General features: G+C 71.5%; 27 protein-coding genes. 12 read left to right on the top strand and 15 right to left on the bottom strand.

What is annotated here, in order from left to right:
• Positions 1-105: 105 nt before the first annotated feature.
• From MOV08_RS03695 to MOV08_RS03675, 5 genes are all read right to left on the bottom strand, one after another.
• Positions 106-1,371, bottom strand: a complete 1,266-nt coding sequence (locus MOV08_RS03695) for an MFS transporter (protein WP_275306206.1) — start codon at positions 1,369-1,371, stop codon at positions 106-108.
• Positions 1,368-1,898, bottom strand: coding sequence for a MarR family winged helix-turn-helix transcriptional regulator (locus MOV08_RS03690; RefSeq protein ID WP_275306204.1), 531 nt, complete (start codon positions 1,896-1,898; stop codon positions 1,368-1,370). The genes MOV08_RS03695 and MOV08_RS03690 overlap by 4 nt, the downstream gene beginning before the upstream one ends.
• 146 nt (positions 1,899-2,044) lie before the next feature.
• Entirely contained in the window at positions 2,045-2,332 is a 288-nt protein-coding gene (locus MOV08_RS03685; RefSeq protein WP_338057130.1) for an HAD family hydrolase, read from the bottom strand.
• A gap of 54 nt (positions 2,333-2,386) precedes the next feature.
• A complete protein-coding gene (locus MOV08_RS03680) occupies positions 2,387-2,734 on the bottom strand; it encodes a hypothetical protein (RefSeq protein ID WP_039629471.1) in 348 nt (115 codons plus the stop codon).
• Positions 2,735-2,890: 156 nt separating this feature from the next.
• On the bottom strand, positions 2,891-3,046 hold the full coding sequence (locus MOV08_RS03675; RefSeq protein ID WP_203232509.1) for a DUF6131 family protein: 156 nt from the start codon (positions 3,044-3,046) through the stop codon (positions 2,891-2,893).
• Positions 3,047-3,556: 510 nt separating this feature from the next.
• Between MOV08_RS03675 and MOV08_RS03670 the strand changes: the two genes are divergently transcribed.
• Together MOV08_RS03670 and MOV08_RS03665 are read left to right on the top strand one after the other, a co-directional pair.
• The gene (locus MOV08_RS03670; protein WP_039629470.1) at positions 3,557-4,573 is read left to right on the top strand and encodes an AI-2E family transporter; all 1,017 of its coding nucleotides are present in this window, start codon (positions 3,557-3,559) and stop codon (positions 4,571-4,573) included.
• 83 nt (positions 4,574-4,656) lie between these two features.
• Positions 4,657-5,340 carry a hypothetical protein gene (locus tag MOV08_RS03665; RefSeq protein ID WP_275306203.1) on the top strand — a complete coding sequence of 228 codons (684 nt, stop codon included), beginning with the start codon at positions 4,657-4,659 and terminating at the stop codon, positions 5,338-5,340.
• A 136-nt stretch (positions 5,341-5,476) separates the two neighbouring features.
• Here the strand turns inward: MOV08_RS03665 and MOV08_RS03660 are convergent, their stop codons facing one another.
• The 3 genes from MOV08_RS03660 to MOV08_RS03650 all read right to left on the bottom strand — a co-directional run bounded on the left by MOV08_RS03660 (position 5,477) and on the right by MOV08_RS03650 (position 8,309).
• Entirely contained in the window at positions 5,477-6,655 is a 1,179-nt protein-coding gene (locus MOV08_RS03660; RefSeq protein ID WP_275306202.1) for a DUF2306 domain-containing protein, read from the bottom strand.
• Between the two features lie 228 nt (positions 6,656-6,883).
• Positions 6,884-7,426 carry a helix-turn-helix transcriptional regulator gene (locus MOV08_RS03655; RefSeq protein WP_275306200.1) on the bottom strand — a complete coding sequence of 181 codons (543 nt, stop codon included), beginning with the start codon at positions 7,424-7,426 and terminating at the stop codon, positions 6,884-6,886.
• A 67-nt stretch (positions 7,427-7,493) separates the two neighbouring features.
• Positions 7,494-8,309: a DMT family transporter gene (locus MOV08_RS03650; RefSeq protein WP_275306199.1), complete on the bottom strand. Its 816-nt coding sequence runs from the start codon at positions 8,307-8,309 to the stop codon at positions 7,494-7,496.
• On the opposite strand from MOV08_RS03650, the gene MOV08_RS03645 reads away from it, so the two are divergent.
• Entirely contained in the window at positions 8,308-8,607 is a 300-nt protein-coding gene (locus MOV08_RS03645; protein ID WP_275306198.1) for a hypothetical protein, read from the top strand. The two genes, MOV08_RS03650 and MOV08_RS03645, sit on opposite strands and share 2 nt — an antisense overlap.
• Before the next feature lie 31 nt (positions 8,608-8,638).
• Positions 8,639-9,607 (top strand): LysR family transcriptional regulator, encoded by a 969-nt coding sequence (locus MOV08_RS03640; RefSeq protein ID WP_275306197.1) that lies wholly within the window; start codon positions 8,639-8,641, stop codon positions 9,605-9,607.
• Positions 9,608-9,665: 58 nt separating this feature from the next.
• Here the strand turns inward: MOV08_RS03640 and MOV08_RS03635 are convergent, their stop codons facing one another.
• Complete coding sequence (locus tag MOV08_RS03635) at positions 9,666-10,886, bottom strand: FAD-dependent monooxygenase (protein WP_275306195.1); 1,221 nt, start codon at positions 10,884-10,886, stop codon at positions 9,666-9,668.
• Between the two features lie 162 nt (positions 10,887-11,048).
• Between MOV08_RS03635 and MOV08_RS03630 the strand changes: the two genes are divergently transcribed.
• Both MOV08_RS03630 and MOV08_RS03625 read left to right on the top strand, forming a co-directional pair.
• Positions 11,049-11,699 (top strand): PadR family transcriptional regulator, encoded by a 651-nt coding sequence (locus MOV08_RS03630; protein ID WP_052286462.1) that lies wholly within the window; start codon positions 11,049-11,051, stop codon positions 11,697-11,699.
• A 305-nt stretch (positions 11,700-12,004) separates the two neighbouring features.
• Complete coding sequence (locus tag MOV08_RS03625) at positions 12,005-12,511, top strand: hypothetical protein (protein ID WP_275306194.1); 507 nt, start codon at positions 12,005-12,007, stop codon at positions 12,509-12,511.
• Positions 12,512-12,560: 49 nt separating this feature from the next.
• On the opposite strand, the gene MOV08_RS03620 is transcribed toward MOV08_RS03625, so the two are convergent.
• Entirely contained in the window at positions 12,561-13,169 is a 609-nt protein-coding gene (locus tag MOV08_RS03620; protein ID WP_275306192.1) for an N-acetylmuramoyl-L-alanine amidase, read from the bottom strand.
• Between the two features lie 305 nt (positions 13,170-13,474).
• On the opposite strand from MOV08_RS03620, the gene MOV08_RS03615 reads away from it, so the two are divergent.
• Positions 13,475-13,660, top strand: a complete 186-nt coding sequence (locus MOV08_RS03615) for a hypothetical protein (protein ID WP_039629464.1) — start codon at positions 13,475-13,477, stop codon at positions 13,658-13,660.
• Between the two features lie 81 nt (positions 13,661-13,741).
• Here MOV08_RS03615 and MOV08_RS03610 read toward each other — a convergent pair whose 3' ends face one another.
• Positions 13,742-15,004, bottom strand: a complete 1,263-nt coding sequence (locus MOV08_RS03610) for a sensor histidine kinase (protein ID WP_275306191.1) — start codon at positions 15,002-15,004, stop codon at positions 13,742-13,744.
• Positions 15,005-15,301: 297 nt separating this feature from the next.
• Here MOV08_RS03610 and MOV08_RS03605 point away from each other — a divergent pair, with 297 nt between their 5' ends.
• On the top strand, positions 15,302-16,207 hold the full coding sequence (locus MOV08_RS03605) for an SCO4651 family lipoprotein (RefSeq protein ID WP_039629462.1): 906 nt from the start codon (positions 15,302-15,304) through the stop codon (positions 16,205-16,207).
• A 51-nt stretch (positions 16,208-16,258) separates the two neighbouring features.
• On the opposite strand, the gene MOV08_RS03600 is transcribed toward MOV08_RS03605, so the two are convergent.
• Complete coding sequence (locus tag MOV08_RS03600) at positions 16,259-16,798, bottom strand: TetR family transcriptional regulator (protein WP_275306189.1); 540 nt, start codon at positions 16,796-16,798, stop codon at positions 16,259-16,261.
• A 233-nt stretch (positions 16,799-17,031) separates the two neighbouring features.
• Between MOV08_RS03600 and MOV08_RS03595 the strand changes: the two genes are divergently transcribed.
• The 4 genes from MOV08_RS03595 (at position 17,032) to MOV08_RS03580 (ending at position 20,719) form a co-directional block, all read left to right on the top strand.
• On the top strand, positions 17,032-17,430 hold the full coding sequence (locus MOV08_RS03595) for a PPOX class F420-dependent oxidoreductase (RefSeq protein WP_275306187.1): 399 nt from the start codon (positions 17,032-17,034) through the stop codon (positions 17,428-17,430).
• Between the two features lie 64 nt (positions 17,431-17,494).
• Entirely contained in the window at positions 17,495-18,319 is an 825-nt protein-coding gene (locus tag MOV08_RS03590) for an SDR family NAD(P)-dependent oxidoreductase (RefSeq protein WP_275306185.1), read from the top strand.
• 182 nt (positions 18,320-18,501) lie between these two features.
• On the top strand, positions 18,502-19,860 hold the full coding sequence (locus MOV08_RS03585; RefSeq protein ID WP_275306183.1) for an alkaline phosphatase: 1,359 nt from the start codon (positions 18,502-18,504) through the stop codon (positions 19,858-19,860).
• 166 nt (positions 19,861-20,026) lie between these two features.
• Positions 20,027-20,719: an esterase/lipase family protein gene (locus tag MOV08_RS03580; protein WP_420834122.1), complete on the top strand. Its 693-nt coding sequence runs from the start codon at positions 20,027-20,029 to the stop codon at positions 20,717-20,719.
• A 42-nt stretch (positions 20,720-20,761) separates the two neighbouring features.
• Here MOV08_RS03580 and MOV08_RS03575 read toward each other — a convergent pair whose 3' ends face one another.
• From MOV08_RS03575 to MOV08_RS03565, 3 genes are all read right to left on the bottom strand, one after another.
• Positions 20,762-21,619 (bottom strand): DUF2127 domain-containing protein, encoded by an 858-nt coding sequence (locus tag MOV08_RS03575; RefSeq protein WP_039629450.1) that lies wholly within the window; start codon positions 21,617-21,619, stop codon positions 20,762-20,764.
• Positions 21,620-21,842: 223 nt separating this feature from the next.
• Entirely contained in the window at positions 21,843-22,643 is an 801-nt protein-coding gene (locus MOV08_RS03570; protein WP_275306180.1) for an alpha/beta fold hydrolase, read from the bottom strand.
• Between the two features lie 198 nt (positions 22,644-22,841).
• The gene (locus tag MOV08_RS03565) at positions 22,842-23,540 is read right to left on the bottom strand and encodes a hypothetical protein (RefSeq protein ID WP_275306179.1); all 699 of its coding nucleotides are present in this window, start codon (positions 23,538-23,540) and stop codon (positions 22,842-22,844) included.
• Positions 23,541-23,754 lie beyond the last annotated feature (214 nt).

The raw sequence follows: 23,754 nt of genomic DNA, 5'->3' as shown, positions 1-23,754 counted from the left end.
CAGTATGCACCCGCCGCATCCGGCGGCGGCCACCACCCTCGCCCCGAACCGACCCCGACCGCTCCCGGGACGACCTCGACCGGCCCCGGGAGGAACCCGGCAGCTTCACGAACCGGCCGCCGTCGCACGTCCCCCCGCCGCATCCGCGGAGTCCCGGGAGCGCCATCCCAACCCTGGCGTCACGAGCCCCACCAGCACCACGGCTCCCACACACAACACCCCACCACTCACCAATGCCGCCACGCCCGACGTCGCGTCCGCCACCAACCCGCCCCGCATGTTGCCGAGGTCCGGGCCGGCCTGCCCCACGATCTGCTCGGCCGCACCGACCCGCCCGAGCATCTCGTTCGGGGTGTGCGACTGGACGAGGGTGTTCCGGGACACCACGGAGACCGTGTCGGCCGCGCCCGCCAGGACCAGACAGGCCAGCCCCAGCCACCTGTTGGGCGCGAGGCCGCAGAGCGCCAGCGCAAGTCCCCAGGTCACCGAGGAGCCGAGCATCACCAGGCCGGGTCGCGCACTCCGGGTGAACGTCCCGGAGAAGAGCGACGCACCGACCCCGCCGACCGCGATCGCGGACAGGAACAGACCGAGCGTGCGCGGACCGTCCCCGAACCGCTCGGCATTGATCAGCGGAAACAGACTGATCGGCATGGACAGCACGGTGGCCGCCAGATCCGTCAGCAACGCCCCGCGAACGACCGGCGTGCGGACGAGGAAGGCCAGCCCGTCCCGAACACCCCGCAGCCCCGGACGGCCACTCGCTTCCGCCTCAGCGACCCGCTTCGGCAACCCGAGCGCCCCGTACAACGCCGCGACAAAACTCACCGCGTCGATCGTGTAGCAGGCACCGGCGCCCAACGTGCCCAACACCAGTCCGGCCACCGCCGGCCCGACCAACATCGCACCCTGGAAGGAGATCCGCCGCAACGCCAGACCGGCCGCCAACTGCTCCCGCGGCAACAGGGCCGGAACGAACGTCTTCGACGCCGGCCCGCCCCCGGCCACGCAACAGGACTGCACGGCCACCAGCAGCACCACCACCCCGACCGGCACGCCGCCGACGTACGCCTGCACCGCCAGCACCACCGAACAGACGGTTTGCCCCGCCGTCATCGCCACATAGAACCTCCGCCGGTCCACGCGGTCGACGAGCGTCCCGGCGAAGAGCCCGAGTGCGATGAGCGGTACGGCCTGGGCCAGCGCGACCGCACCCGTCCACGTGGTGCTGTGCGTCAGCTGCCACACCTGGAACATCACGGCGACGACCGTCATCTGGCCGCCGAAGCCGGACAGCGTCTGCCCGACCCATAACCGCCGGAAGGCCGGCGACGCACGCAGCGGCGTGACGTCGATCAGCGCGTGTCTCATTCCCACGCGGGATCCTCCGCCAGCTTCTCCGCGATCCGGTCGTGGAAGCTCTTGCGCTCCAGCGCCCGCTCGATGTCGACGACGACCCGGCTGAGCGGATACGGAATCTCGGCCTCGATCTCGGCGACCGCGGCCTCGGTGGCCCGCCACTCCGCCGCCAGCCGCCCGATGACCCCCCGGGCCTGCTCCGTCAGCGTCACTTCCTTGCTCCGCGCATCAGCACCGGCAACGGTCTCGACCCAACCGGCCGCCCGCATCGCGGCCACCTTCTGGCTGAGCGCCGAATGCGTCCGGCCGACCGACTCCGCCAACGCGCCGATCGTCATCGGCCCACAGGCGTGCAGTCGCAGCAGCTCCCTCACGAAGCTCGGCTTCAGCCCCTCGATCCGCCGCTCCGCGTAGATGCGCGCGATCTCCGCATCCATCCCCTCCTGCAGCACCCGCAACGGCCGCCACAGACTCTCCCGGCTGGGATCACCCACGCCGGCGCCGGGATCTTCTTTCCGCGTCTCGCCCGTCTCAGCCATCCCGCCACAATAACAGCGCTTATGTAAGTGCCGTTATGTCACCGAAGTCATAAGGCAACCACGGCTTGGAGACACCTACGACGTGCGGGGGGCTGTGGCCCTCCGGCGCCGGCGCGGCCCCGGACGGCTAGGGCCTGTCCCCCGGGTCAGGACGCGAGTCGCGCGAGGCGCAGTACGGCCGCCAGCCCACGGTGCGAGCCGGGCACGGCGCCCGCCGGCAGGACGTAGGAACGCAGCCCCGCGCCGGCCGCGCCGCCGTCCTTCGCGGGGTGGTCGCCCACCATCAGCGCGGCTGCCGGCTCGACGCCGAGTTCCTCGCACGCACGGTGGAACAGCAGCGGATCCGGTTTCTCGGTGCCGTGTTCGTAGGAGTGCACCCAGGAGGAGAAGCAGTGGTCCAGCCGGTGGTGGGCACACACGGGGAGGCGAGGCATGCGGACTTTCTACCGCACGTCCCTGTCGGTGGTGGGTGTGCTGCCGGTGGTCGGTCAGCGGTCGACCATGATCTCCACATGGGCCGGCGGGGCGCCCGCCGCCGTGATGGTGAAGGTCGCGGTGCCGGCGGCGTCGCCGGCCGTGAGCCGCGGGCTCTCCGCGTAACCCTGCGGGTCGGTGAGGACGGTCACGGAGATCTCGCCGCCTTCGAACAGCGCCTGCTGGCTCATCGAATCCCAGACGAAGGTCACCGGCAGCTCGGCCACCGGTGCCTGGTCCTGGATGTCCACGACCCGGGCCTTCAGCGTGTGGGGGAAGGTCTGGTGGTGGCCGGCGTGCTGGCCGATTCCGCCGGCCGGCTGGATGGCGTACGTCCGGCCGTAGCCCGCTTCCGTGCTCATACCGTCTCCTACTGGCTACTGGCTACTGGCTACTGGCTACTGGCTACTGGCTACTGGACTACTGGCGACTGACCGTTCCTCTGGGCCCGTGAGCCGCTGCGGACCCGGACCGTGTTCCCGCCCTGCCCCGTTCCTTCGGCCGCCGTCCATGGGCCGCTACCAGTAGTGACGCCGTCCGCCGACCGCGTGCCCCATCACGCCGAGCAGCCACAGGACCGCCCCGACGAGGAGCAGGATGCTGCCGACCGTCACCAGAAAGGAAAGGCCGGCGACCAGGCCGATGACGAGCAGGATGATGCCGAGAACGACCACGATGTGCTCCGATCTCGTTCGAGCGTCCCCTTTCACTGTGTGCCCCGGTTGCAGTAACGGCAACTTCTGCTAGACGAGGGCTGCGGCAGGCGTAAAGGGCCAGGTCAGGGCCCAGATCACGGCTGACGGTCGCGGCCGACGACCGCCGTCCGTGATCGCCGCCCGTGGCCGCCGTCCGGCGACCGTCCACCGGCGCCCCGGGTGACCCGGCCGGGTGCCTTCGGGGGAATACCGGTTGGTTGTGTTCGATCCCCTCCCGGCGGTGATACCGCTCTCTTCGGGGCCCCGTGGCAGGAGGGTCCCCATGAAGGCCCGCGGGCGGGAGGAGGTGGCGGCGCAAACGTGCCGAACCGATCCCGCAGGGCCGGTCCCACCCGCAGACCGCGGGATGCCGCGTCCGCCGCACAGCGAGCCGTCCCGCATCGGCGTCGATGGCTCGTCGTGCGGCGGACCGGTGGGACGTCGGCCCCACGACCGCGCGAGGCCGTCGCCGTACCCAGGTCGCTGCGCATGGCTGCCGCGTACGGCTGGCGGCTGCTGGTCGTGGGCGCCGCCGTCTATGTGGTGTTCGTGGTGCTGGGGCGGTTCCACCTCGTCACCCTGGCGGTGTTCCTGGGACTGGTGCTCACCGCCTTGCTCGAACCTTTGACGAACCTGCTGGGCCGGTGGCTGCCGCGGGCCGGGGCGGTCACCGCCGGGCTGCTGTTAGGGATCCTGCTGCTGTTCGGCGTGCTGAGCCTGATGGGGGCCAACGTGGCCGATGAGTGGCCCGGTCTGCGCCTGGTGTTCACCGGGGGCGTGGCGAGGATCGAGCGATGGCTCGAAGGCCCGCCGTTCCACCTCCAGCCCGGCTCCCTCTCCCACCTCCAGGAGTGGATCTCCCACTTCGTGTCCACCAACCGCGCCAACCTCATCAACACCGCGGTGAGCGGCGTGGGCCGGCTGGCGGAGGTGCTGACGGTCGGTGTGCTGGCCCTGTTCTGCTCGGTCTTCTTCCTGCATTCGGGCGCCCGGATGTGGCTCTGGTTCGGCGGTCAGCTCCCGGAGCGCGGACGCCGGCCGGTCGGTACCGCGGGACGCGCGGCGTGGACCACGTTCACCGGCTACACCCGCGGCATCGTGCTGATCGCCGCCACCAACGCCGTCCTCGTGGGCGTGGCCCTCTTCGTACTGGGCGTGCCGCTGGTACTGCCGCTCGCGGTGCTGGAGTTCTTCGCCGCCTTCGTCCCGCTCATCGGCTCACCGGTGGCGCTGGCGGTGGCCGCGGTGGTGGCCCTGGCGGCCAAGGGGCCCCTGGTGGCGCTGCTCGTCATCCTGCTCATCGTGCTCATCGGACAGCTCGAAGGGCATGTACTGCACCCTGTGGTGATGAGCCGCGCGGTGAGCCTGCACCCGATGGTGGTGGCGCTGGCGGTGGTCTGCGGGGGCGTCACGGCGGGTGTTCTCGGGGCGGTGGTCGCGGTGCCGCTGGTGTCGGTGGTGTGGTCGGTGTACGGGGCGCTGCGGAGCCAGGGGCGACCCGGCTGACCCGCGCCCGTACCGGCGGCACCCTCGTACCGACCGCGGACCCGACGCTGACCCGTCGGACGCGCCCTGGCCAGGCTGTCGCCATGCTGTGCGCATCGGATCGCCAGGCGCTCGTGGACGCGGTGCGGGCCGCCCTGGAGCGCGACTGTCCCGCATCGCGGACGGTGCTGCTGGGCTCACTGGCGGCGGGCACCGCGGACGACTACAGCGACATCGACGTCGAACGGGTCGTCCCGGACCGCGAGTTCGGTGCGTGCCTGGTGCGGGCGGAGCAGGTCCTGCGAGGGGTGCGGCCGGTGGCGGCGCTGCGCTCCGATCCCGACTTCCGGCATTCCGATGGGCGTCGGTTGCTGTTCGTCCGCTTCGCCCAGGTGCCGCTCTTCTGGCGGCTCGACCTGTCCGTACGGGCGGAGTCCGTCGCCGACCACGAGGATGACGACCGGGACAACCCCCGGGCGCGCGCCCGTGAGGGGGAATGGTCGCGGCCGGCCAGTGCGCTGGCCAATGCCACCGGCGCGGTGAAGGCCCTGGCCCGGCACCGCCCCGACGAAGCCCGCGGCCTGCTCGACCGCGGATTCGCCCGCATCGGTGAGGAGCCCGCACAGCTGGAAGTGGCCGAAGGGGGTGCGGCGGGCCGGGCGGACGCGAGGTGGTCCGCGGCGATCGCCCGCCTGGCACGGGCCGCGGCGCGCCAGGAACCGCAGTTGGAGCCGCTGGCCGAAGAGGTCGTCCGGCTGTCCGAGGAATACCACGACGTGGGTCGTTGAGGCCCGGCACGCAGGCCGCCCCGCCCGCTCCCCGGCCTCGCAACCAGTCCCAGTCCCGGTCCCAGCCCCGCCTTGGCCATCTCTTCTCCGCCTCCCGTGTCGTCGCCGGCACCGTGCGTCCGAGGGGCAACGGGCTTCACCCCACCGGCGCCGGATCCCGGACCGGCCGCGGGGCGGCAGCCAGTCGCTCCCGTTTGAGCACCTCGCGTCCGACCATCACCCGCACGCTCACCACCGCGGTCGCCGCGAAGGCCAACATCCCGCAGCCGATGGCGATCCCCGCGGCCAGTGCCGTCGGCCGGTCGAGCCCCGCATAGTGCTCGAACAGCAGCCCCGCGGCGGCGGAGAACGGCGGAGCCAGGCACAGCGCGACCAGATGCAGCCGCCACTCCTCGCGCGCCCAGCTCCTGCCGTCCCGGCCCGCCCGCCGCTGGCAGACGAACATGGTGGCGTAGGCCGCGGCGAAGGGGACCAGATAGGCGGCCATCAGACGGGAACCGCCACTGCCCCACCCCATGGCGGACCTGACGAGCCAGCCGAGCGCCGACGCGCCGGCCACGTGGGCCGTGACCAGCACCGGCGTCGGCACCCAGGTGCCGCGGACCCCGGGTGACGCGTCCCGGTTGTCCATCGTGCGCGAGGCGACCAGGGCTCCGAAGGCGACGACGGCCCCGAGGTGCATGATCGCGACGCGGTTGACGTCCGCCATGGAGAGGCCGGGGAGGAACGCCGGGAGCGCGCCCCATTCCAGGCGCAGCAGCGGCGCGGTCATCAGGTAGGCGTAGCACAGCAGCATCCAACGCTGGTGCAGATCGGGGAAGTTGCCGATCGCCGCGAGGATGCCGAAGGTGACGCTCATGACGGTGCCGACCAGGATGGTGGCGAGCACGATCCAGAACGCCGGCCCGCTGAACGCGTCGCGCGGCGCGGTCCGCGCCAGGTAGATCGCCGCGCCCGCCATCGAGGCGTACACCGTCAGTGCGAACACCACGCCCAGGACGCGGTGCAGCCGCCTGCGCCGCCGGATCGCCGAGATCAACTGCGCGGGCCCGAGCAGCATCAGCACGCCGCCCAGCACCGAATGGAAGATCATCGCGGCCAGGCTGCGGCCGTACGGTCCGATGCGGGTGGCGAGGGCGTCCGCGACATAGCGCGGTGACACCGCCCGGCCCAGCAGCCATTCACCGAAGGCGGGGGCGCCCCGGTGCGCGTACGGCCACAGCTCGGTCATCGCGATCGGCGCGTACCCCACGCAGACGACGACCACGGCGATGGTGGCCGCGCGGCGCCAAGTGGCCCTCCTCGGACGGTTCATGGCGACTCCCTGGATCGCGGCCCTGTCTCCGACGGGCCCGGTGCCCGGCAATGGTCCTAAATGGATGGTCCTAACTGGACTGTCGAGAAGGTAGGGGTGATCCGGTCCGCGGTCAATGGCCGGCGCGGCTTCCGCGCCGCGTGCCGGCGCGAAGCGCATGTCCTTGGTGGGATATGGATGGATGTGCGCAGGGGGAGGGGGTGTGCGGGCGTCGCGCCCCGGCGCGGTCTACTCGCCCCGCTGGTCGCCCCGTTGCTCCACCCACTGCCAGAAGTCGATCATCATCCGCTCGTAGCGGATGCCGAACTCCAGCGCCTCGCGCTGCCCGCGCGTCAGCAACTCCCCTACGCTCTCGGCGAGTTCCTCGTACTCCGCCAACGTGCGGTGGTGTTCGCTGACCTGGACGGGGGAGTGGACCTCCGGCCGGCCGCCGAACCACAGCTTGAGGATGCTGCGCTCCCGCGCCTCGACCGGGACGAAGGTCGAGTCGGCGAGCCACTCCGCCAAGGCCGCCTTGCCCGCCGGAGTCAGCTTCAGCAACCGCCGGTTGCGCCCGCCCGACTGCCGGGATTCGGACAGCAGTCCCGCCGCGACGAGCCGGTCGCACTGCGCGTAGACCTGCGCATGCGGCATCGACCAGAACGGGGCCACCGTGCGGCCGGCCTCGACCTTCACGTCGTAGGGGGTGGCCTCGCCCAACTGGTCGATGAAGCCGAGCACGAGGAAGGACGGTGTGGTCAGGCGGGGATCGGCGCTGTGGGAATCAGCCATGCGGTGACGGTATCGCGGCGGGGCGCCCGCGCGGGCCGCCCCCGGAGGCGGCCGGGCCTCCGCCGCCTCACCCGGCTCCCCGCCGACGCTCCCGTGGCGTCCGGCCGGTGTGCCAGACGGCTGCGACCACCAGGGCGCAGCCCGCGGCCTGGGTCGGGGTGGGCCGCTCGCCGATCGCGACCCCCAACCCGAAGGCCATCACCGGCTGGAGCAGCAGCAGTGCGGCTCCGACGTTCGGTGCCAGCCTCGGCAGTGCGGCCGTGATCAGGAGCCAGGCGAGCACCTGCCCGACGAAGGCGAGCGTGATCAGCCAGCCCCACGCGGGCCAGCCCGGATCCAGATCGATCCCGGTCCACAGGCCGCCCAGCACGGCAGCCGTCGCGGCGGCCGCCGCGGTCGAGACGCACACCGGAGTGACGGTGTGCTCGCGTCCGCCGCCCAGTCGCATCAGGAACAGGTATCCCGCGTACGTCACCCCCGCCGCCGTCCCGAACGCCACCCCGGCGACCGGATCACTGCCGGCCTGCGGACGCCCGAGCGCCCCGCTCGCCAGCGCCACACCGGCCAACATCAGCGGGACCATCAGCACGAACCGTCCCGTCAGCCGCGTCCCCGACACCAGCCGGGCGAGCAACGGGAAGACCACGACCTGGACGTTGAGCAACACCGTGGCGACCGAAGCGCCGACGTCGAGGACGCTGGCCGCCCAGAACACCATGTCCACGCCGAGCAGCACGCCGGCGCCGATGTCCATCAGCTGATAGCGCAACGGCCGGGCGCCGACCCGTCGCACCTCCCGCCAGGCGAGCGGCACCAGCAGGAACAGCGCCAACGCGCAGCGCAGAAAGGCCGCCGTGCCCGCGTTCGTCCCGGAGAGCTTCATGAAGACGGCCGAGGCGGAGATGCACGCCGATCCCGCGATGGCCAGTACGACGGGACGCCCCGCCCGGCCGAACGGCGAAGACCGCCGGCTCGGTGCGCCAACGACGCCCGCCCGCACGCCTGTTGACTTCCCTCCCGATGTCGACCTTGGCGACGCCGGCTTTCCCGATGCCGGCTTTCCCGGTGCCGACTCTCCCGAAGCTGACGATCCTGAACCTGACTGTCCCGATGTCAACGACTCGTTTCCAGGCGTCATGTCATCCACTGTGCCTGGCCGCACCATAAACAAAAAGCAATGATTCAAGCCCAATAATCGGTAGCATCCCTAACGTGTTCAGTATTGATCGGCTCCGCGCGCTCGCCGCCGTCGCCACCCACGGATCGATCGCCCGGGCCGCCCGCGCCCTGCACATGACGCCCTCCGCGGTCTCCCAGCAACTGGCCAAACTGGAACGCGAAGCGGGTCACCCCCTCCTCCAACCGCACGGCCGCAGCGTCCGCCTGACCCACGCCGGCCGCGTCCTGGCCGGCCACGCCGATCGACTGATCGCACAACTGGCGTCCGCACAGGCCGACTTGGCCGACCTCGGCAGCGAGGTGCTGGGCCCCCTCCGCATCGGCGGTGTCGGAAGCGCGGTGCGCACCCTGCTGCCCGACGCGCTCGCCGCCCTCGCCGCCGAGCACCCTCGTCTCACCCCCACGGTCGTCGACGGCGAGGCCGTCGACCTGCTGCCCCGCCTCGTCGACGGTGAGCTGGACCTCCTCCTCGTCGAGAGTTGGACCACCCGCCCCCTCGCCGTCCCGGAAGGCGTCACGCTCCGCACCCTGATCGGCGAGGAGGTCTATGTCGCACTCTCCGCACACCACCCGCTCGCCGGGCGCTCGACCATCGACCTCGCCGCCCACGCCGATCTCCGTGCGCTCGCGGACACCGCCTGGGCCTGCTGCCCGCCCGGTACGGAGCCGCACGACACCCTCGTCCAGACGCTCCGCACCCGCGGCGTCGAGCCCGACATCCGCTACCTCCTCGCCGACCACCTCACCCAACTCGCCCTGGTCTCCCGCAATGTGGCCGCCAGTCTCACCCCGGCCATGTCGCGCCGCCCCGCGCCGCCCGACGTACGCTTCCTCGCCACCCGCCCGGCCCTCCGCCGCGACATCCGGGCCGCCTGGCTCGCCCGCGCGCAGAGCCCGCCGGTCCGCGCCTGCCTGAGCGTGATCGCGGCCGCGGTCGCGACCGCGGTGCCGGAGGTTCCGGAGGTGCCGGAGGTGCCGGACGGCGACGGCGAGGAAGGGTGACCGGCCGCTGCCGCCGCCACCGCGTACCCCTCGCGCGCCGCCGCTCAGCCGTCGCTCGTCACCTGCCGGCCGTCGTCACCGTCTCCTCCCAGGCGATCCGATGGAAGTGCAGCGCGCGGAGCATCTCCTCGGGCGCCCCGATCGCCGGCGCGGGCGCGGCGCTCTTGCCCGCCTTGACCTTGTTGACGGCCGCGGCGTTCTGCCCGATCGCCTCCACGCGCGGGCGCCGCAGTGCTTCGTAGGCGGCGAACGCCTCGCGGTGGGTGGGGAGATCGCGCAGACAGCGGGCCAGTTCGACCGCGCTCTCCATGGCGAGCGAGGCGCCCTGCCCGGAACTGGAGGAGGGCGCGTGCACCGCGTCGCCCACCAGCACCATCCGCCCCCGGTGCCAGTGCGGTACGGACGGCATCTGTTCCATCCGGCCGACGACCATCAGCGCATCGGGGTCGGTGTGCCGCAGCAGCAGCTCACCGGGGACGTGGCCGGCGTACAGGTCGCGCAGCCTGCTCATCCACTCGGTGGTGGGCACCCGCGCCAGCTCGTCCTGGCTCGGCGGGGTGTCCGTGGGCAGTCCGGCGAACCAGATCAGCCGGCCGTCCGCACCCCGCCAGTAGCCCATGAAGGCGCGACCGAACGCGAAGTACATCGTGCCTGGTTCGACCTTGACCTCGCTGTCGATGCCGCAGTCCGCCGCCGCGTAGCCGCCGAAGCTCAGCACGCCGCCGTACTCGGGCGCGGGTGCCTGGGGATCGATCACGGTGCGGACCGTGGAACGTATGCCGTCCGCCCCGATCAGCAGGTCGGCGGTGGCGGAGCTGCCGTCCGCGAAGTGGGCCGTGACGCCCTCGGGCGTCTCCTCGGCGTCGACCAGCCGCTTGCCGTACTCGAACCGGATGCCCTCGCCGGCCGCGTGATCGGCCAGTGCACGGAACAGCCGGTCGCGCGGCATCGTCATCGTCGGGGGCAGCTCGGGGAAGCCGTCGAAACGGGTGAGGTGGTTGCCGGCGCCGTCCGCCATCACCATCCCCGGGACCGGCTCGCCCACCGCGCGCACCGCCGCGTCGGCACCGACCGTCGCCAGCGCCGCCAGCCCGTTCGGCGCCAGGCCCAGCCAGGCCCCGACCCCGTCCGCGGCGGTCGGGTACGCCTCGTAGACCGTCGCCGCGATGCCTGCCCTGCGCAGCGCGAGTGCCGTCACCGGCCCCGCCACCCCACCCCCGATGACCAGTGCCGTCCGCGTCCGGGCGCCGTGGCCGCCGAGCCCGCCGTTGAGGTCCATAACCGCTCCCAGTTGAAGTGCGTGGATCGTTGTGATGTGCGTGGATCGTTCGCGTCGCACCGGCGACGGCGGTGCGTGCGCGCCGCCGTGCCGACGCCCTCCATAGTTGCAAAGCAACTAGTCTCAATGCAACTAGTTACGCCGTTGACTACGATGACCTGCATGACCGCCCCCGTGAAGAGCTCGCCGCTCGGCCTCACCGTGCTGGCGCTGCTGCACCACCGCCCGCTGCACCCCTACGGCATCCAGCAACTGCTCAAGGAGTGGGGCAAGGAGCAGGTGGTCAACGTCGGCCAGCGGGCCGGGCTCTACCGCACCATCGAGCGGCTGCAGACCGGCGGACTGATCACCGTCCGGCACACCGAGCGCGATCAGCAGTACCCGGAGCGGACGGTCTACGAGGTCACCGACGAGGGGCGGGCGGTCACTCGCCAGTGGCTGGAGCAGATGCTGGCGGTCCCCAAGGCGGAGTTCCCGGTGTTCCCGGCCGCGCTGTCGAACATGCTGATGCTCAGCCCGGACGAGGTGGCACCGATCCTGGAGCGGCGCCGGAAACGGCTCGCGGCCCAGCGCGCCGAACTGGAGCGCCAGAACGCCGCGGCCCCGGCCGGACTCCCACGGATCACGCTCATCGAGAACGAATACCTCCTCGCCGTCGTCGGCGCGGAGGAGCGCTGGCTCCAAGGAGTGCTCGACGACCTGCGGGACGGCAGCCTGACCTGGTCCCCGGAGATGCTGGAGGCGTTCCAGGACGCGGCGGAGCCGGGCGCGGACGCCTCCGCAGCGCACGAATCCACCGAGACCGCAGAATAGGGCCGGGAGAACGGCGAGTTGGGCGGACCGAGTCGGGTCCGCCCCGTTGTCCCTGCCGGCCCGATCGCAGCCGACCGTGCCGGACACCGCCCCGCGCCACCGCACGACCATCACCAGCGCACCCACGCAACGGCCGTCCGCACCGTGGCGGAACGAGACTCCGTGCGGTGCGGAGCGCAGCGGTGGCGCGCGACCGGTCGGACCGCGCGCCCGGTGCCATCACGCGCCCCCGCCCGGCCCATTGGACATGCCGCTGGCACAGGGCACTGTGCAGGGGTCCGAGATCGGCTCCGAAGGGATCCCGTATGACCTTGCGCAAGCTCACCGCGGTCGCGTCACTCCTGGCAGCCGGACTGCTCGCGGTCACCGCGCCCGCGGTGGCCGCCGCGCCGGCGAAGTACCCCCACGCCGCCGCGGCACAGCAGTTCCGGGAGGCCGGCGTCGCCTGGACCTCGTCCGGCCGGTGCAGCGACCGGAACAACCGGAGCTGCACGTCCTTCGAGCAGATCAACCGGACCACCGTCGCCGGCGTGATCGCGTTCAAGCGGGCGAGCCGGTGCGCGGTCACCGTCACCGCGGGCACCGAGAAGGGCCACCAGGAAGGCAGGTACAGCCACTGGAACGGCTACAAGGTCGATGTCCATGTGACCCCGTGCGTGGACAGGTACATCGCCGGCCACTTCCGCTACACGGGCCGACGCCCGGGTGACGGCGCCAAGACCTACAAGTCCCCGGCGGGCAACGTCTACGCCCGCGAAGTGGCACGGAGCGGCACCCACTGGGACATCACCTACTTCAACGGCAACCGCTGACCGAGGTGGGCCCGGGCCACCGGGCCCGCTGGCGTCCACCGGGCAGTGGTCAGAAGGCGGCGGCCACCAGCCGCATATAGCGGGGCCAGTCCCACAGCGGGCCGGGGTCGATGTGGTCGGCGCCGGGCACCTCGTTGTGGCCGATGATGTGGCGGCGGTCGACCGGGATGCCGTAGCGGTGGCAGATCGCGGCGGTCAGCGCGGCCGACCGCTCGTAGAGCACGTCGGTGAACCAGCGGGGCTCGTCGACCCGCCCCTCGTGCTCCACCCCGATGCTGCGCCAGTTGTACGTGCTGTTGCCGGCGTGCCAGGCGACGTCGTGTTCCTGCACGCACTGGGCGAGGAAGCCGTCCTGGGACCGCAGGGTGTAGTGGGCGGAGGCGCGGTAGCCGGGACGGCCGAACAGCATCAGGGTGTCGGGGAACGTCTCCTGCGTGACGTGCACGATCACCATCTGTACGGGATGACTGGCCGGCCGGTCGGCGGGGGTGAAGTTGGTGATGCTGGCGGGGACCCACTGCGCCTGCGGATAGCCCGGTGCCGCGCGGCTGGCGCCGGGCCCCGGGGCGCCCGAGCCCGAACACGCCGAGGTCGCGGCGAGCGCGGCCAGCCCCGTCACGAGATGCCGCCGGCCGAGTGCCCGCTCGTCGCGGTTCACCGGGGCCTCCACGGCGATGAGAAGAAGCGCGGACGCATGGTGGGTCGCTCCCTCCGGCCGCAATGCCTGACGCATGTGGAACGCGTGACTGAACGAGTGACTGTCCGTCCCGAAAGCTACCTGCGGGCCGCCGCACGTCCCGGCTTCGACACGGGGAACCGGTGGGCGGGGACGGCGGGCAGGGCGGCGTGGGACGCGGCGGTGTAAGGGTGTTGACAGGATGCGTAAGGTGGAAGCGCAGCACGCACCCCGGTCCGTTGGCCGGCCGGGCGTACCCGAGTGGGGGGAAGAAAGGTGCGTGCCCGATGAGCATCGGGCTCCTGTCTGCTGTTGGTGTCGCCCTGTATGCGGCGACGGTCTCGGTTCTCGCCTTCACCTCCGCCTTCGCGCGGCGCGAGGAACTACGGCGTGAGGCCCGGAGCACACTGTCCATCCTCGTCGCGTCCCGCACCGCGGAACGAGCGCTGCCGGCGGTGCCGGACGATCAGTGAGGCGGGGCGGGCGCGAGCCGGCGAGTCGGTGGCAGGGGGCGTTCGTCCCTGCCACCGACCAGCCGAGGAAGCCCGCGGACATCACGGTGCGTGCGGGAGGACGACGCGCATGTCGAGTCCGCCGCCTTCGCGGGGTTCGGCGGTGATGGTGCCGTCGTGGGCGCGGACCACGGACCGGACGATGGACAGGCCAAGGCCCACGCCCTTGTCGCTGCCGGTCCGCTCCGTACGCAGCCGCCGGAACGGTTCGAAGAGGTTCTCCACCTCGTACGCCGGCACCACCGGCCCCGTATTGGAGACCACCAGCACCGCACACCCCGGCTGCGGCTCCGTGGCCACCTCCACCCAACCGCCCTCGGGCACGTTGTACCGCACCGCGTTCTGCACCAGATTCAACGCGATCCGCTCCAACAGCACCCCATTGCCCTGCACGAACACCTGCTGCCGCACCCCGCGCAGCTGCACCCCCTTGGCCTGCGCCTCCTCACGCGTCTGATCCACCGCCTGCGAGGCCACCTCCGACAGATCCACCGGACGCTTGTCCACGATCTTGTTCTCACTGCGCGCCAACAGCAGCAACCCCTCCACCAACTGCTCACTGCGCTCATTCGTCGCCAACAGCGTCTTCCCCAGCTGCTGCACCTCCGGCGACGCCTGCGGATCCGCCAGCTGCACCTCCAACAACGTCCGATTGATCGCCAACGGCGTCCGCAACTCATGCGACGCGTTCGACACGAACCGCCGCTGCGACTCAAACGCCCGGTCCAACCGGTCCAACATCTCGTCGAAGGTGTCCGCCAACTCCTTCAGCTCGTCATCCGGACCACCCAGCTCGATCCGCCGATGCAGATCCGACCCCGCCACCCGCTGCGCGGTCCGCGTGATCCGCCCCAACGGCGACAACACCCGCCCCGCCATCGCATAACCAAACGCGAACGCCACGATCGTCAACCCCAACAACGCCAACAACGAACGGTTGAAGAACTGGCCCAGCGCCAGGGTGCGTTGGTCCTGGATGCAGGTGCTGATCGCCGTGTTGATCTCGTCGACGCTGCCGGACGCCGGCAGGATGGGGCAGTTGACGTTGCTGACCCTCAGGTTGCTGCCGAAGACCCTGAAGTCCGGAGTGCCTTCTTTGAGGGTGTCGGCCGCGAAGAAGAAGATGATCGTGAGCAGTACGACGCCGGCCATCAGGAACATGCCGCCGTACAGCAGCGTGAGCCGTATCCGGATGGTGGGGCGCAACCACGGCGCGGAGCGGTGGCGCGGATCGGGAAGTGGGCTTGGGACGGGCTTCGAGGGGAGGGGCCCCAGTGTCGCGGTGGATTGTGGGGAGTTCGCCATGGTCGTCAGCTCCGATGCTCCGCCGGGCCGGGTGCGGAGGCTGACATCGGGATGACGGGTGGGCGCACTGGTGGTCCTTTGATTCTTCCTCAGGTGTCCTGAGGCACACGAAAGTTGCCAAGACACACCCATAGTGCTCAAAGGAACCGTAAATCGGCAGTAAGGAAGGCGGCGATAAAGACGCCGGGGAGTCGGCGGGCGCGCACGGTACAGCCGGATCACCTCTTTCGATAAATGTCAGGCCAATGCGTTACGGTGCGTGCGTATTTCCCGGAGGCGGACAAAAAGGGGTGGGGCATGCAGAAGGGGATCGCGCGGCGCACCGGCGTCTCGCTCATGGCGGTGGCCGTACTGGCAGGGGTGGCGGGCTGCCAGCAGGGCGCGAAGAAGGCCGCGGGGGACGGCTCCGGCGGGGGCGCCGAGCGCACCCCGATCCAGGCGCTCACGGTCGCCTACAAGAAGACCGCGGCCGCGAAGTCGGCGAAGGTCACGATGAGCATGTCGATGCCGGCGGGGCTGCCGGACGGCGGCGAGACGAAGATGTCGGGCGTCATGGGATGGGACCCGATGGTCATGGACGTGACCATGAGCGAGAGCCCGCTCGGGGGCCGGGCGGGCGGCGCCGAGACGTCGCACATGGTGTGGCTCGACAACACCGTCTACGTGGACATGGGCAAGCGGACCGAGGCGTTCGACGGCAAGCGGTGGGGCAAGTTCGACCTCCGGGCCGCCGCCGCCGAGTCAGCCGACAACGCCCTCATGCGGCAGGTCACCGCCGGCCTGGACGACATGAACCAGGACCCCTCGCAGCAGCTCGCGATGCTGCTCGGCTCGCCGGACGTCAAGCACCTGGGCAGCGGCGAGGTCGACGGCGAGCACGCCGAGCACTACCAGGGCTCGCTGGCCGTCGAGGCGGGGCTCGGGTCGCTCAAGTCCGTCACCAACCTCACGGCCGAGCAGCGGGAGAAGCTCTTCGCGAACATCAAGAAGTCGGGCGTCAAGGGCTACGACTACGACGTCTGGGTCAACGGCCAGAACTACCCCGTGAAGATGGACGTGGACATCAAGACCCCGCAGGGCACGATCAAGACCAGCACGCGCTACTCCGACTACGGCGCCAAGGCGGCGGTGCAGGCCCCGCCCGCCGACGACACCGCCGACGTGCTGAAGGTGCTCAGGGACCTCATGGCGCAGCGCGACTGACCGGCGGGAACCGAGCGCGGGCGGGGTCGATCGGGTCGGTGCGGACCGGCGTCAGTTCGGCCCCAGCCCGGTGAGCAGGGACCGGGTCACGAGGTCGGCTCCCTGCGCGGGGGTCAGTTCGGGCATCTCGTGGGACGCCATGTTGGTGAGGTGCGTCAGCAGGGTGCGCGCCCAGCGGTCCGGGAGGCCCGGGCGGAGGACGCCGTCGCGGACGGCCCGCGCCATGAACGCGTCGAGGTCTTGGAGCAGCCGCTGAAGGCGTGCGGTTGCGGCCTCGTCCCGCGCCTGTTGGAGATCCACCGGCCATTTCCTGCTCACGGTGATGATGCCCTCGGCGTACCGGTGCAGTGCCACGGTCACGGGCGCCTCGGTCAGCCGGGCCTGCGCGAGGACTTCTTCGCAGGCGTCGAGTTTGGCGGTGTGGACGGCGGCCATCAGGGCCTCGCGGGTGCTGAAGCGACGGTAGACGGTGCGCCGGTCCACGCCCGCGGCGGTCGCGATCGCCGCGATGCTCGTCGCGGGATCGTGCGCCAGCAGGCGTGCTCCGGTCTGCAGGACCGCGTCCAGGTTGCGTGCGGCATCGGCTCTCATCGTGACGGGATCTTAGGCGTTCGCGAGGCCGATTGGCCAGAAAGTGCCACTAGGGGATTGCGATTCTCTCAATAACTGTCACATAGTTGTGTCAACTACTGCGGCCGCCGGTCGGCCGTGGTCGTCGCCGGCCGCCCGGCGTCGAGACCCCTCGGCGGGGTGCCTGGCTTCCCTCCTCACCTCTGGAGCGCTACGTGAGCCCAACCCGCATGCCCGCGAACGAGTCCGCGACCATGTCCGAGAAGTTGACGGGTGTCCTCGACTCCCCGGTCTTCGTGACGGTGGCGACCCTCCAACCGGACGGCAGTCCGCACCAGTCGGTGGTCTGGGTGGGGCGGAACGGCGGCGACCTGTTCTTCGTCACCGGCGTCGACAAGCGCAAGATCCGCAACCTGCGCCGCGATCCGCGGCTGAGCGTGACGGTCAATCCGCCGGACGAGCCCTACGGCTACGCCGTGCTGAGCGGCACCGCGCGGTTGGAGAGCGCGGGAAGTCGACAGCGGATGGACGAACTGTCCCTCAAATACACCGGGTTGACGTATGCCGAGCACAACCCGGAGACATCCGCCCGGCTGCCGGAGCTGGTCACCGTGCACCTCACCCCCGAGAAGATCGCGGCGCGGTTCCTGTGAGCCGGGCGCCGAGGGGTGGGCGAGGCGGCGCGATGACCGACGGCGTCGGAGAGCGAGGACGAGGATGAAGACATACGTCATCACGGGCGGCACGGACGGCATCGGCAAGGCGCTCGCCTTTCGGTATCTGAGGCAGGGGGAGGAGGTGGTGGTCGTCGGCCGCAGCGCGGAGAAGGGGACGGCGTGGCTCGCCGCGGCGCGGGAGCAAGGGGCCGCCGAGCGGGCGCACTTCGTGCCTGCGGACCTCGGTTCGGTGGCCGAGAACCGGGCGGTGATCGACGTCCTGCGCGCGTCCTTGGGCAAACTCGACGCCCTGGTGCTCTGCGCCAGGCACTTCCGGACCACGCGGCTGGTCACCGACGAGGGGTTCGAGAACACCTTCGCGCACTTCTACCTGAGCCGCTTTCTGCTGAGCCATGGACTGGTCGAGCTGCTCGAAGCCGCCGACGCCCCGGTGATCCTCAATGTCGCCGGCCCCGGCGGCACCGGGGAGATCGCCTGGGAAGACCTCCAACTCGCCCGGGCGTACGACGGGCAGCGGGCCCTGGCGCAGGGCGGGCGGCTCAACGACCTGCTCGGCGTCGGCTTCGCGGATGCCTGGCCGGCGGCGCGGACCCGGTACGTACTGGTCAACCCCGGTACGGTCAACACCAGTTTTTCCGGGCAGTACACCCCGGCCGTGCAGGCCCAGGTCGACGCCATCCGACGCTCCGCGCAGCCGGTCGAGGAAGCCGTACGGCCGCTCGCCGCGGTGTTGGACGACCCACCCCAGGCACCCCTGAGCGCCTTGGTGCAGGGGGCGCCGCTCCGGGTCGACGGCCCCGGTTTCGAGGTCGCTTCGGCGCGGCGGCTCCGGCGCGACACCGAACTCCTGCTGGGCGGCGCCTGAGCGAGCGGCGGCGGGCGAGGGGAGGGCCCCGGCCCCGTGCCCCTCCCCGCCTCCGCGCCGTCCCGTTACGCGGCGGCTGCGGCGCTGGCGGCATGACGTCACCTTTGGTTCACCAACGACTGGTGGGCTGGGGCGCGTTGGACCAGACGTCCACGTCCCACGGATCTTTAAGGAGACGTTTCATGCACAGACCCTCCCGCCGTCACGTCATGGCCGCCACCGCCCTGGTCGCCGCCACCGCGGCGGCCGCGGCCGTGACCACCGCGGCCGGCGCCTCCGACACCGTGCAGCAGGCCCAGCACGCCATCAAGGGCGGCAAGGCGAAGAACGTCATCCTGCTCATCGGTGACGGCATGGGGGACTCCGAGATCACGCTCGCCCGCGACTACGTGGTCGGCGCGGGCGGCCGGCTGAACATGGACGGGTTCCCGCTCACGGGCGCCTACACGACCTACGCGGTCCACGCCGACGGCACCCCGGACTACGTGACCGACTCCGCCGCGAGCGGGTCCGGCTGGGCGACCGGCCGCAAGACGGTCAACGGCCGTATCTCCAAGACCCCGGACACCGACAAGGCCGTCCCCACCATCCTCGAACTGGCGCAGCGAGGCGGCTACGCCACCGGCAGCGTCACCACCGCCGAACTCACCGACGCCACCCCGGCGGTGCTCGCCTCGCACGCCACGGACCGCTCCTGCCAGGGCCCCGGCGACATGGCCAAGTGCCCCACCGACACCCTCGCCAAGGGCGGTCCGGGCTCCATCGCCGAGCAGTCCGTCAACCACAAGGTCGACGTCCTCTTCGGCGGCGGGAAGCAGCGTTTCGACCAGAAGGTCACCGAGGGCAAGTACAAGGGCCTGACGGTCACCGAGCAGGCCCGGAAGCTGGGCTACCAGGTCGTCACCGACGGCGCCGGCCTGAAGGGCGTCAAGGCGGGCAAGCCGGTGCTCGGCCTGTTCGCGCCGGGCAATGTGCCGACCGAGTGGACCGGTAGGCCGGCGGCGGTCGGCGGGACCGACCCGCAGCGGTGCGTGACCTCCAACCCCCACCGCCCGTCGTCCACCCCGAGCCTCGCCGATTCGGCGACCAAGGCGATCCAGCTCCTGGAGGCCAAGCAGAAGCACGCCAAGAAGGGCTTCTTCCTCCAGATCGAGGGCGCGTCGATCGACAAGCAGGACCACGCGGCCGACCCGTGCGGTCAGATCGGCGAGACCGCCGCGTTCGACCGCGCGGTGAAGGTGGCCCGCGACTACGCGGCCAAGCACCCCGACACGCTCGTGGTGACCACCGCCGACCACGGCCACACCAGCCAAATCGTGCCGCTGGAGGCCACCCCGCCCGGCCTGAGCTCCACTCTCGTCACCAACGAGGGCCAGCAGCTCAAGGTCAACTACTCGACCAACACCCCGGGTCAGTCGCAGGAGCACACCGGCACCCAGGTGCGGATCGCCGCCCAGGGCCCGCAGGCGTACCGGGTCCTCGGCATCACGAACCAGACCGACCTGTTCACCACGATCCGCCGGGCGCTCGGCCTGAAGTAAGGGTGCACCAGGCGCGCAGGGGGAGACCGGCGATCGGTCTCCCCCGCACGTTTGGACTCCCGCGCACCGGACGAGAATTCCCTTCGCCCGCGCCACCTGTGCCACCCGTGTCGCCGGTGGCGCGCGTACCCGCACCGCCCGTTCGCAACCGTCGCGGAGGTCCCCAGTGCGCCGTATCACCGTGCCCGTCCTGTCAGCGCTGTTGTCCGTCGTCGTGGCGAGCGCACCGGCCGCGGCCGCGCCGGAGCGGGCGCCCGCGGGCGCCGACCGCCCGGTGATCTTCGTGCACGGCCGCAATGCCGGTCCGGGTGTCTGGGACAGCATGATCAGCCGGCTCACCGCGGCCGGGAGGCCGGCGGACCGGCTCTTCGCCTGGGACTACGACACCGCCCAGTCCGCCAACGAGACGCTCGCCCCGCGGTTCCAGGCGTACGTCGAGGAGGTGCTGCGGAAGACCGGCGCGTCACAGGTGGACGTCGTCGCGCACAGCCTGGGCAGCCTCACCACCCGTTGGTACGTCAAGTTCGGCGCCGGCGCGACCACGGTCCACCACTGGGTGTCCCTGGCCGGCCCCAACCACGGCACCCAACTGGCCTGGCTCTGCGCCCCGTACGACCAGGGATGCCGGGACATGACACCGGGCTCGTACGTCGTGAGTCGGCTCGACGAGGGCACCGAGACGCCGGCGCCGGTCCGCTACACCACCGTCTGGTCGCCCTGTGACGAGCAGATCGCCCCCGTGAGCAGCACCGCGCTGAGCGGGGCCCGGAACATCGAGGCGCCGTGCCTGAAGCACAACGAGCTGCTGACGGACGAGACGGTCGCGGCGGAGGTGCGAAGCGCCTTGGACTCCGACTGACGCCGGTGCGGCGGCCGGTGGAGGCACCCGTGCCGGTGGCGGTCAGTCGGCCGTCCGGGCGGGCGGCACCCGCTCCAGCGCTTCCCAACTGACGTCCCGTGCGCGCTCGGCGGCCTCGGCACGGCCGCCGCCGCGCACGCCGAACAGCCGCTTGGCGAAGAGCAGGTAGATCACCACCGCGAGGTTGACGAGCAGGGTGAGGACCTTGGTGACGGTCACCCGGGAGAGCAGCTCGTAGACCTCGGGGGCCAGCAGGACGGTGGTGGCGACGAACGTGAGGTACTCCGCCCACCGTCTGCCGAACCACAGTCCGACCGCCTCGACCCCCTCCAACAGCGCATAGGCGGCGATCACCAGACCGATCAGCCACAACGTCGACGAGCGCACCGCGAACGCCTTGGCCACCTCGCCGAGCAGCCCGCGGTCGGAGACACCCCCGGCCCCGCCCACCCCGTTCTGCAGCAGGTCCATGAACCGGTAGAACGGTGCCTGGAGGCTCGCGCGCTTGTCCGCGAAGACCAGGATGCCGGTGGCCAACGCCCCGAGCACCACGAAGTGCAGAAGCCGGTCCAGCGCGATCAGCCGCAGGACATAGCGGTCGCGCAGGGGCTTGCCGCGCAGCGGGAGGGCGATCTCGTCCCGGTCGGGTGGGTGCGGACGGTCCGGCTGCGGTCGGGGTGTCACCGGAACCCAGGCATCGCACCGCAGGCACCGGTGCCAGCGCAGTCCCGCCGGGTCCTCACGGACCAGCAGGCCGTCGGTCGGCCGCACCCGTTCCGCGCCCACGCCTTCGAGGTGGTGACCGTGCAGCGCGCAGCTCAGCAGTTCGTAACGCAACCGCCGCCGGTCGCCGCCCGTCCCGGGCACCGGAGCCGGTGCGTCGCCGTCCTCCTCCGCCATACGTTCCTCCGTCGCGACCGGGGCCTGGTTCCGCGGGTGCCTGCGCGGCGGTACCGGGGCGGTACCGCGCGGGCGTCCGGGGCCAGTCTGGGTCACGCGGGCCGGCGATCCCGGGAAATGCCGCGGGGCGGCGCGTACGGCAGGGGCGGCGGGCGGCGCGGCGCCCGTCCGCGCAGGACGCCCCACTCCTCGGCCAAGGCGCCCGCCGCTCCCACCGCCGTCCCTACAGCGTGGCGAGGAAGCCCCGGACCGCGGCGGCAAAAGCCTCCGGGACACCGGTGGGCAGCAGATGGTCGCCGTCCAGCCGGACCGCCACGGTGCCGGGGCGGCGGTCGACCATGCCGCGGACCTCGGCGGGCGACAGGTACCCCTTGGTGCCGTGGATCAGCAGGGCGGGGCAGCTGCTGGACGTCCAGTCGTCCCAGTAGACGCCGTGCACCTCCTCCTCGGACCGGAACATGTCGTCGGGATGGAACGGCAGCCGCCAACTGCCGTCCGGGCTCTGCCGCAGCCGGTCGGAGAACTGGGAGCCGGCCGGGCCCAGACCCGCGGCGAGCTCCTCGCGGGTGGCCGCCCGGCGGGGCAGGTCGAGCAGGAACGCGAGCGGGTTGGGACCGTCCAGTTCGAGCTCCACCGGGCCTTCGACGTTGATCAGCGCGCTGACGCGCTCAGGGTGGCGGGCCGTGAACTGGTAGGCGTTGACGGCGCCCATGGAGTGGCCGAGCAGCACCACCCGGTCCAGCGCCAGATGGTCAAGGAGGGCTCGGACGTCGGCCAGATATCCCTCACGGGTGTAGTCGTCGGCGCGTTCGGACTCGCCCTGGCCGCGTTGGTCAGGGGCGATCAGCCGCCACTCGGGCCCCAGTGCCCCGGCGAGGTGGGTGAACATGACGCCCTCGGATATGTGGCCGTGCAGCGCGACCAAGGGACGGCCGTCCCCGCCGAAGTCGAGGTACGACAACCGGCGCCCACCAATGGAGAGTTCGGACCGGACGGTGTGGTTGCCCAAGGTCGAGTCGGACATCGCCATCCCCTCATCTGACTGGCCTCTGCCGAGGCCGGCGCAACGGGACCGTCCCGAGCACCGGGTATCTGCTACCCGCTATTCGATCACCGGTACCCAGTAACCGGGCCTCGCATGGGGCCCGCGCCGGTCCGTCTGTCCTCGGCAGGCCGGGGAACGGCCCCGGCCGACCGCCGCTCGTCAGGCACCCGGCGTCGCTCAGGCATCCCACGCCAGGCGGTATTCGACCGCCCGCCGGGTCGTCGGCGCGAAGCCGAGCGAGACCAGGGCCGCCTCGAAGACCTCGTCCCCCGGCGCCACACACGTCTCGACCGCCGGGATCCCCGGGGCTTCCGCCGTCACCTGGCGCACCGCCAACGACACGAGCGCCGCGAGCGACGCGGCCGTCCCTTCCTCCTGCCGGTCGTGCACCAGCACCGCCCGGCCGTCGTCCACCTCGACATCGCACCAGGCATCGCCCACCCCGACCCGGAAGAGGGCGCCCCCGGCAGTCGGTGACCCGGGGCCCCGGTCGCCGGGCGCGGCGGCCGGTTCCGCCGCCAACTCCCTGCGCCACCAGCGATGGACCTCGTCCCCGGCGACCACACCCAACTGCTCCAGGGCGGCGGCAGCGGAGAGGGACAGCTCGCCCGTCTCCTCGACCCATCGAAGCGTCCGACCCCCGGCGTCCCGCACCACCGGCACCGCCGCCTCCACCAGCGGCACCCGGACCTCCCCCGGACCCGCCACGACTCCCACGAAGCGGAGGTCGGGGTCCGCCGCCCCCAGGTCGAGCACCGCGAACGACCCGACAACCGACCCGGCGTCGCGCCCCACCACCACCGCGAACGTCCGGTCGTCGCACCAGAGGTCGGGGACCGCCCCACGCTCCCGAAAAACCTGCACAGAAACCGACATACCGTGATCATTGCATGCCCTGATACACCGAAGCGAACTACTGTTCGGTTCGGCGTGGTGCGTCATGCACGTGTCTGGGGGCGGTGGGCAATGATGTCGGCCGGTGTCGTCACCGTCGGGGAACGTGTCGCAGATTGCCTGCAAACCTGGCCGGAATGACGAGGGTGGGCACCCGGAGAACTCGACTCGTGGTCCCGTACGACACCGGTGTGGC

Origin of the sequence: Streptomyces yunnanensis, from assembly GCF_029011865.1 — a bacterium.
Taxonomy (GTDB): Bacteria; Actinomycetota; Actinomycetes; order Streptomycetales; family Streptomycetaceae; genus Streptomyces; species Streptomyces yunnanensis.
The sequence above is the reverse complement of the archived record's forward strand: the minus strand, read 5'-3'. Positions and strand labels throughout refer to the sequence as shown.

Excerpts from the sequence above, each read along its gene's own strand:
- MOV08_RS03565 (WP_275306179.1), bottom strand. The coding sequence starts at position 23,540 with ATGTCGGTTTCTGTGCAGGTTTTTCGGGAGCGTGGGGCGGTCCCCGAC.
- MOV08_RS03660 (WP_275306202.1), bottom strand. The coding sequence starts at position 6,655 with ATGAACCGTCCGAGGAGGGCCACTTGGCGCCGCGCGGCCACCATCGCC.
- MOV08_RS03590 (WP_275306185.1), top strand. The coding sequence starts at position 17,495 with ATGAAGACATACGTCATCACGGGCGGCACGGACGGCATCGGCAAGGCG.
- MOV08_RS03570 (WP_275306180.1), bottom strand. The coding sequence starts at position 22,643 with ATGTCCGACTCGACCTTGGGCAACCACACCGTCCGGTCCGAACTCTCC.
- MOV08_RS03650 (WP_275306199.1), bottom strand. The coding sequence starts at position 8,309 with ATGAAGCTCTCCGGGACGAACGCGGGCACGGCGGCCTTTCTGCGCTGC.
- MOV08_RS03670 (WP_039629470.1), top strand. The coding sequence starts at position 3,557 with ATGGCTGCCGCGTACGGCTGGCGGCTGCTGGTCGTGGGCGCCGCCGTC.
- MOV08_RS03615 (WP_039629464.1), top strand. The coding sequence starts at position 13,475 with ATGAGCATCGGGCTCCTGTCTGCTGTTGGTGTCGCCCTGTATGCGGCG.
- MOV08_RS03680 (WP_039629471.1), bottom strand. The coding sequence starts at position 2,734 with ATGAGCACGGAAGCGGGCTACGGCCGGACGTACGCCATCCAGCCGGCC.
- MOV08_RS03625 (WP_275306194.1), top strand. The coding sequence starts at position 12,005 with ATGACCTTGCGCAAGCTCACCGCGGTCGCGTCACTCCTGGCAGCCGGA.
- MOV08_RS03635 (WP_275306195.1), bottom strand. The coding sequence starts at position 10,886 with ATGGACCTCAACGGCGGGCTCGGCGGCCACGGCGCCCGGACGCGGACG.
- MOV08_RS03610 (WP_275306191.1), bottom strand. The coding sequence starts at position 15,004 with ATGGCGAACTCCCCACAATCCACCGCGACACTGGGGCCCCTCCCCTCG.
- MOV08_RS03655 (WP_275306200.1), bottom strand. The coding sequence starts at position 7,426 with ATGGCTGATTCCCACAGCGCCGATCCCCGCCTGACCACACCGTCCTTC.
- MOV08_RS03575 (WP_039629450.1), bottom strand. The coding sequence starts at position 21,619 with ATGGCGGAGGAGGACGGCGACGCACCGGCTCCGGTGCCCGGGACGGGC.
- MOV08_RS03585 (WP_275306183.1), top strand. The coding sequence starts at position 18,502 with ATGCACAGACCCTCCCGCCGTCACGTCATGGCCGCCACCGCCCTGGTC.
- MOV08_RS03690 (WP_275306204.1), bottom strand. The coding sequence starts at position 1,898 with ATGGCTGAGACGGGCGAGACGCGGAAAGAAGATCCCGGCGCCGGCGTG.
- MOV08_RS03630 (WP_052286462.1), top strand. The coding sequence starts at position 11,049 with ATGACCGCCCCCGTGAAGAGCTCGCCGCTCGGCCTCACCGTGCTGGCG.
- MOV08_RS03605 (WP_039629462.1), top strand. The coding sequence starts at position 15,302 with ATGCAGAAGGGGATCGCGCGGCGCACCGGCGTCTCGCTCATGGCGGTG.
- MOV08_RS03695 (WP_275306206.1), bottom strand. The coding sequence starts at position 1,371 with ATGAGACACGCGCTGATCGACGTCACGCCGCTGCGTGCGTCGCCGGCC.
- MOV08_RS03595 (WP_275306187.1), top strand. The coding sequence starts at position 17,032 with ATGTCCGAGAAGTTGACGGGTGTCCTCGACTCCCCGGTCTTCGTGACG.
- MOV08_RS03645 (WP_275306198.1), top strand. The coding sequence starts at position 8,308 with ATGAAGACGGCCGAGGCGGAGATGCACGCCGATCCCGCGATGGCCAGT.
- MOV08_RS03665 (WP_275306203.1), top strand. The coding sequence starts at position 4,657 with ATGCTGTGCGCATCGGATCGCCAGGCGCTCGTGGACGCGGTGCGGGCC.
- MOV08_RS03685 (WP_338057130.1), bottom strand. The coding sequence starts at position 2,332 with ATGCCTCGCCTCCCCGTGTGTGCCCACCACCGGCTGGACCACTGCTTC.
- MOV08_RS03600 (WP_275306189.1), bottom strand. The coding sequence starts at position 16,798 with ATGAGAGCCGATGCCGCACGCAACCTGGACGCGGTCCTGCAGACCGGA.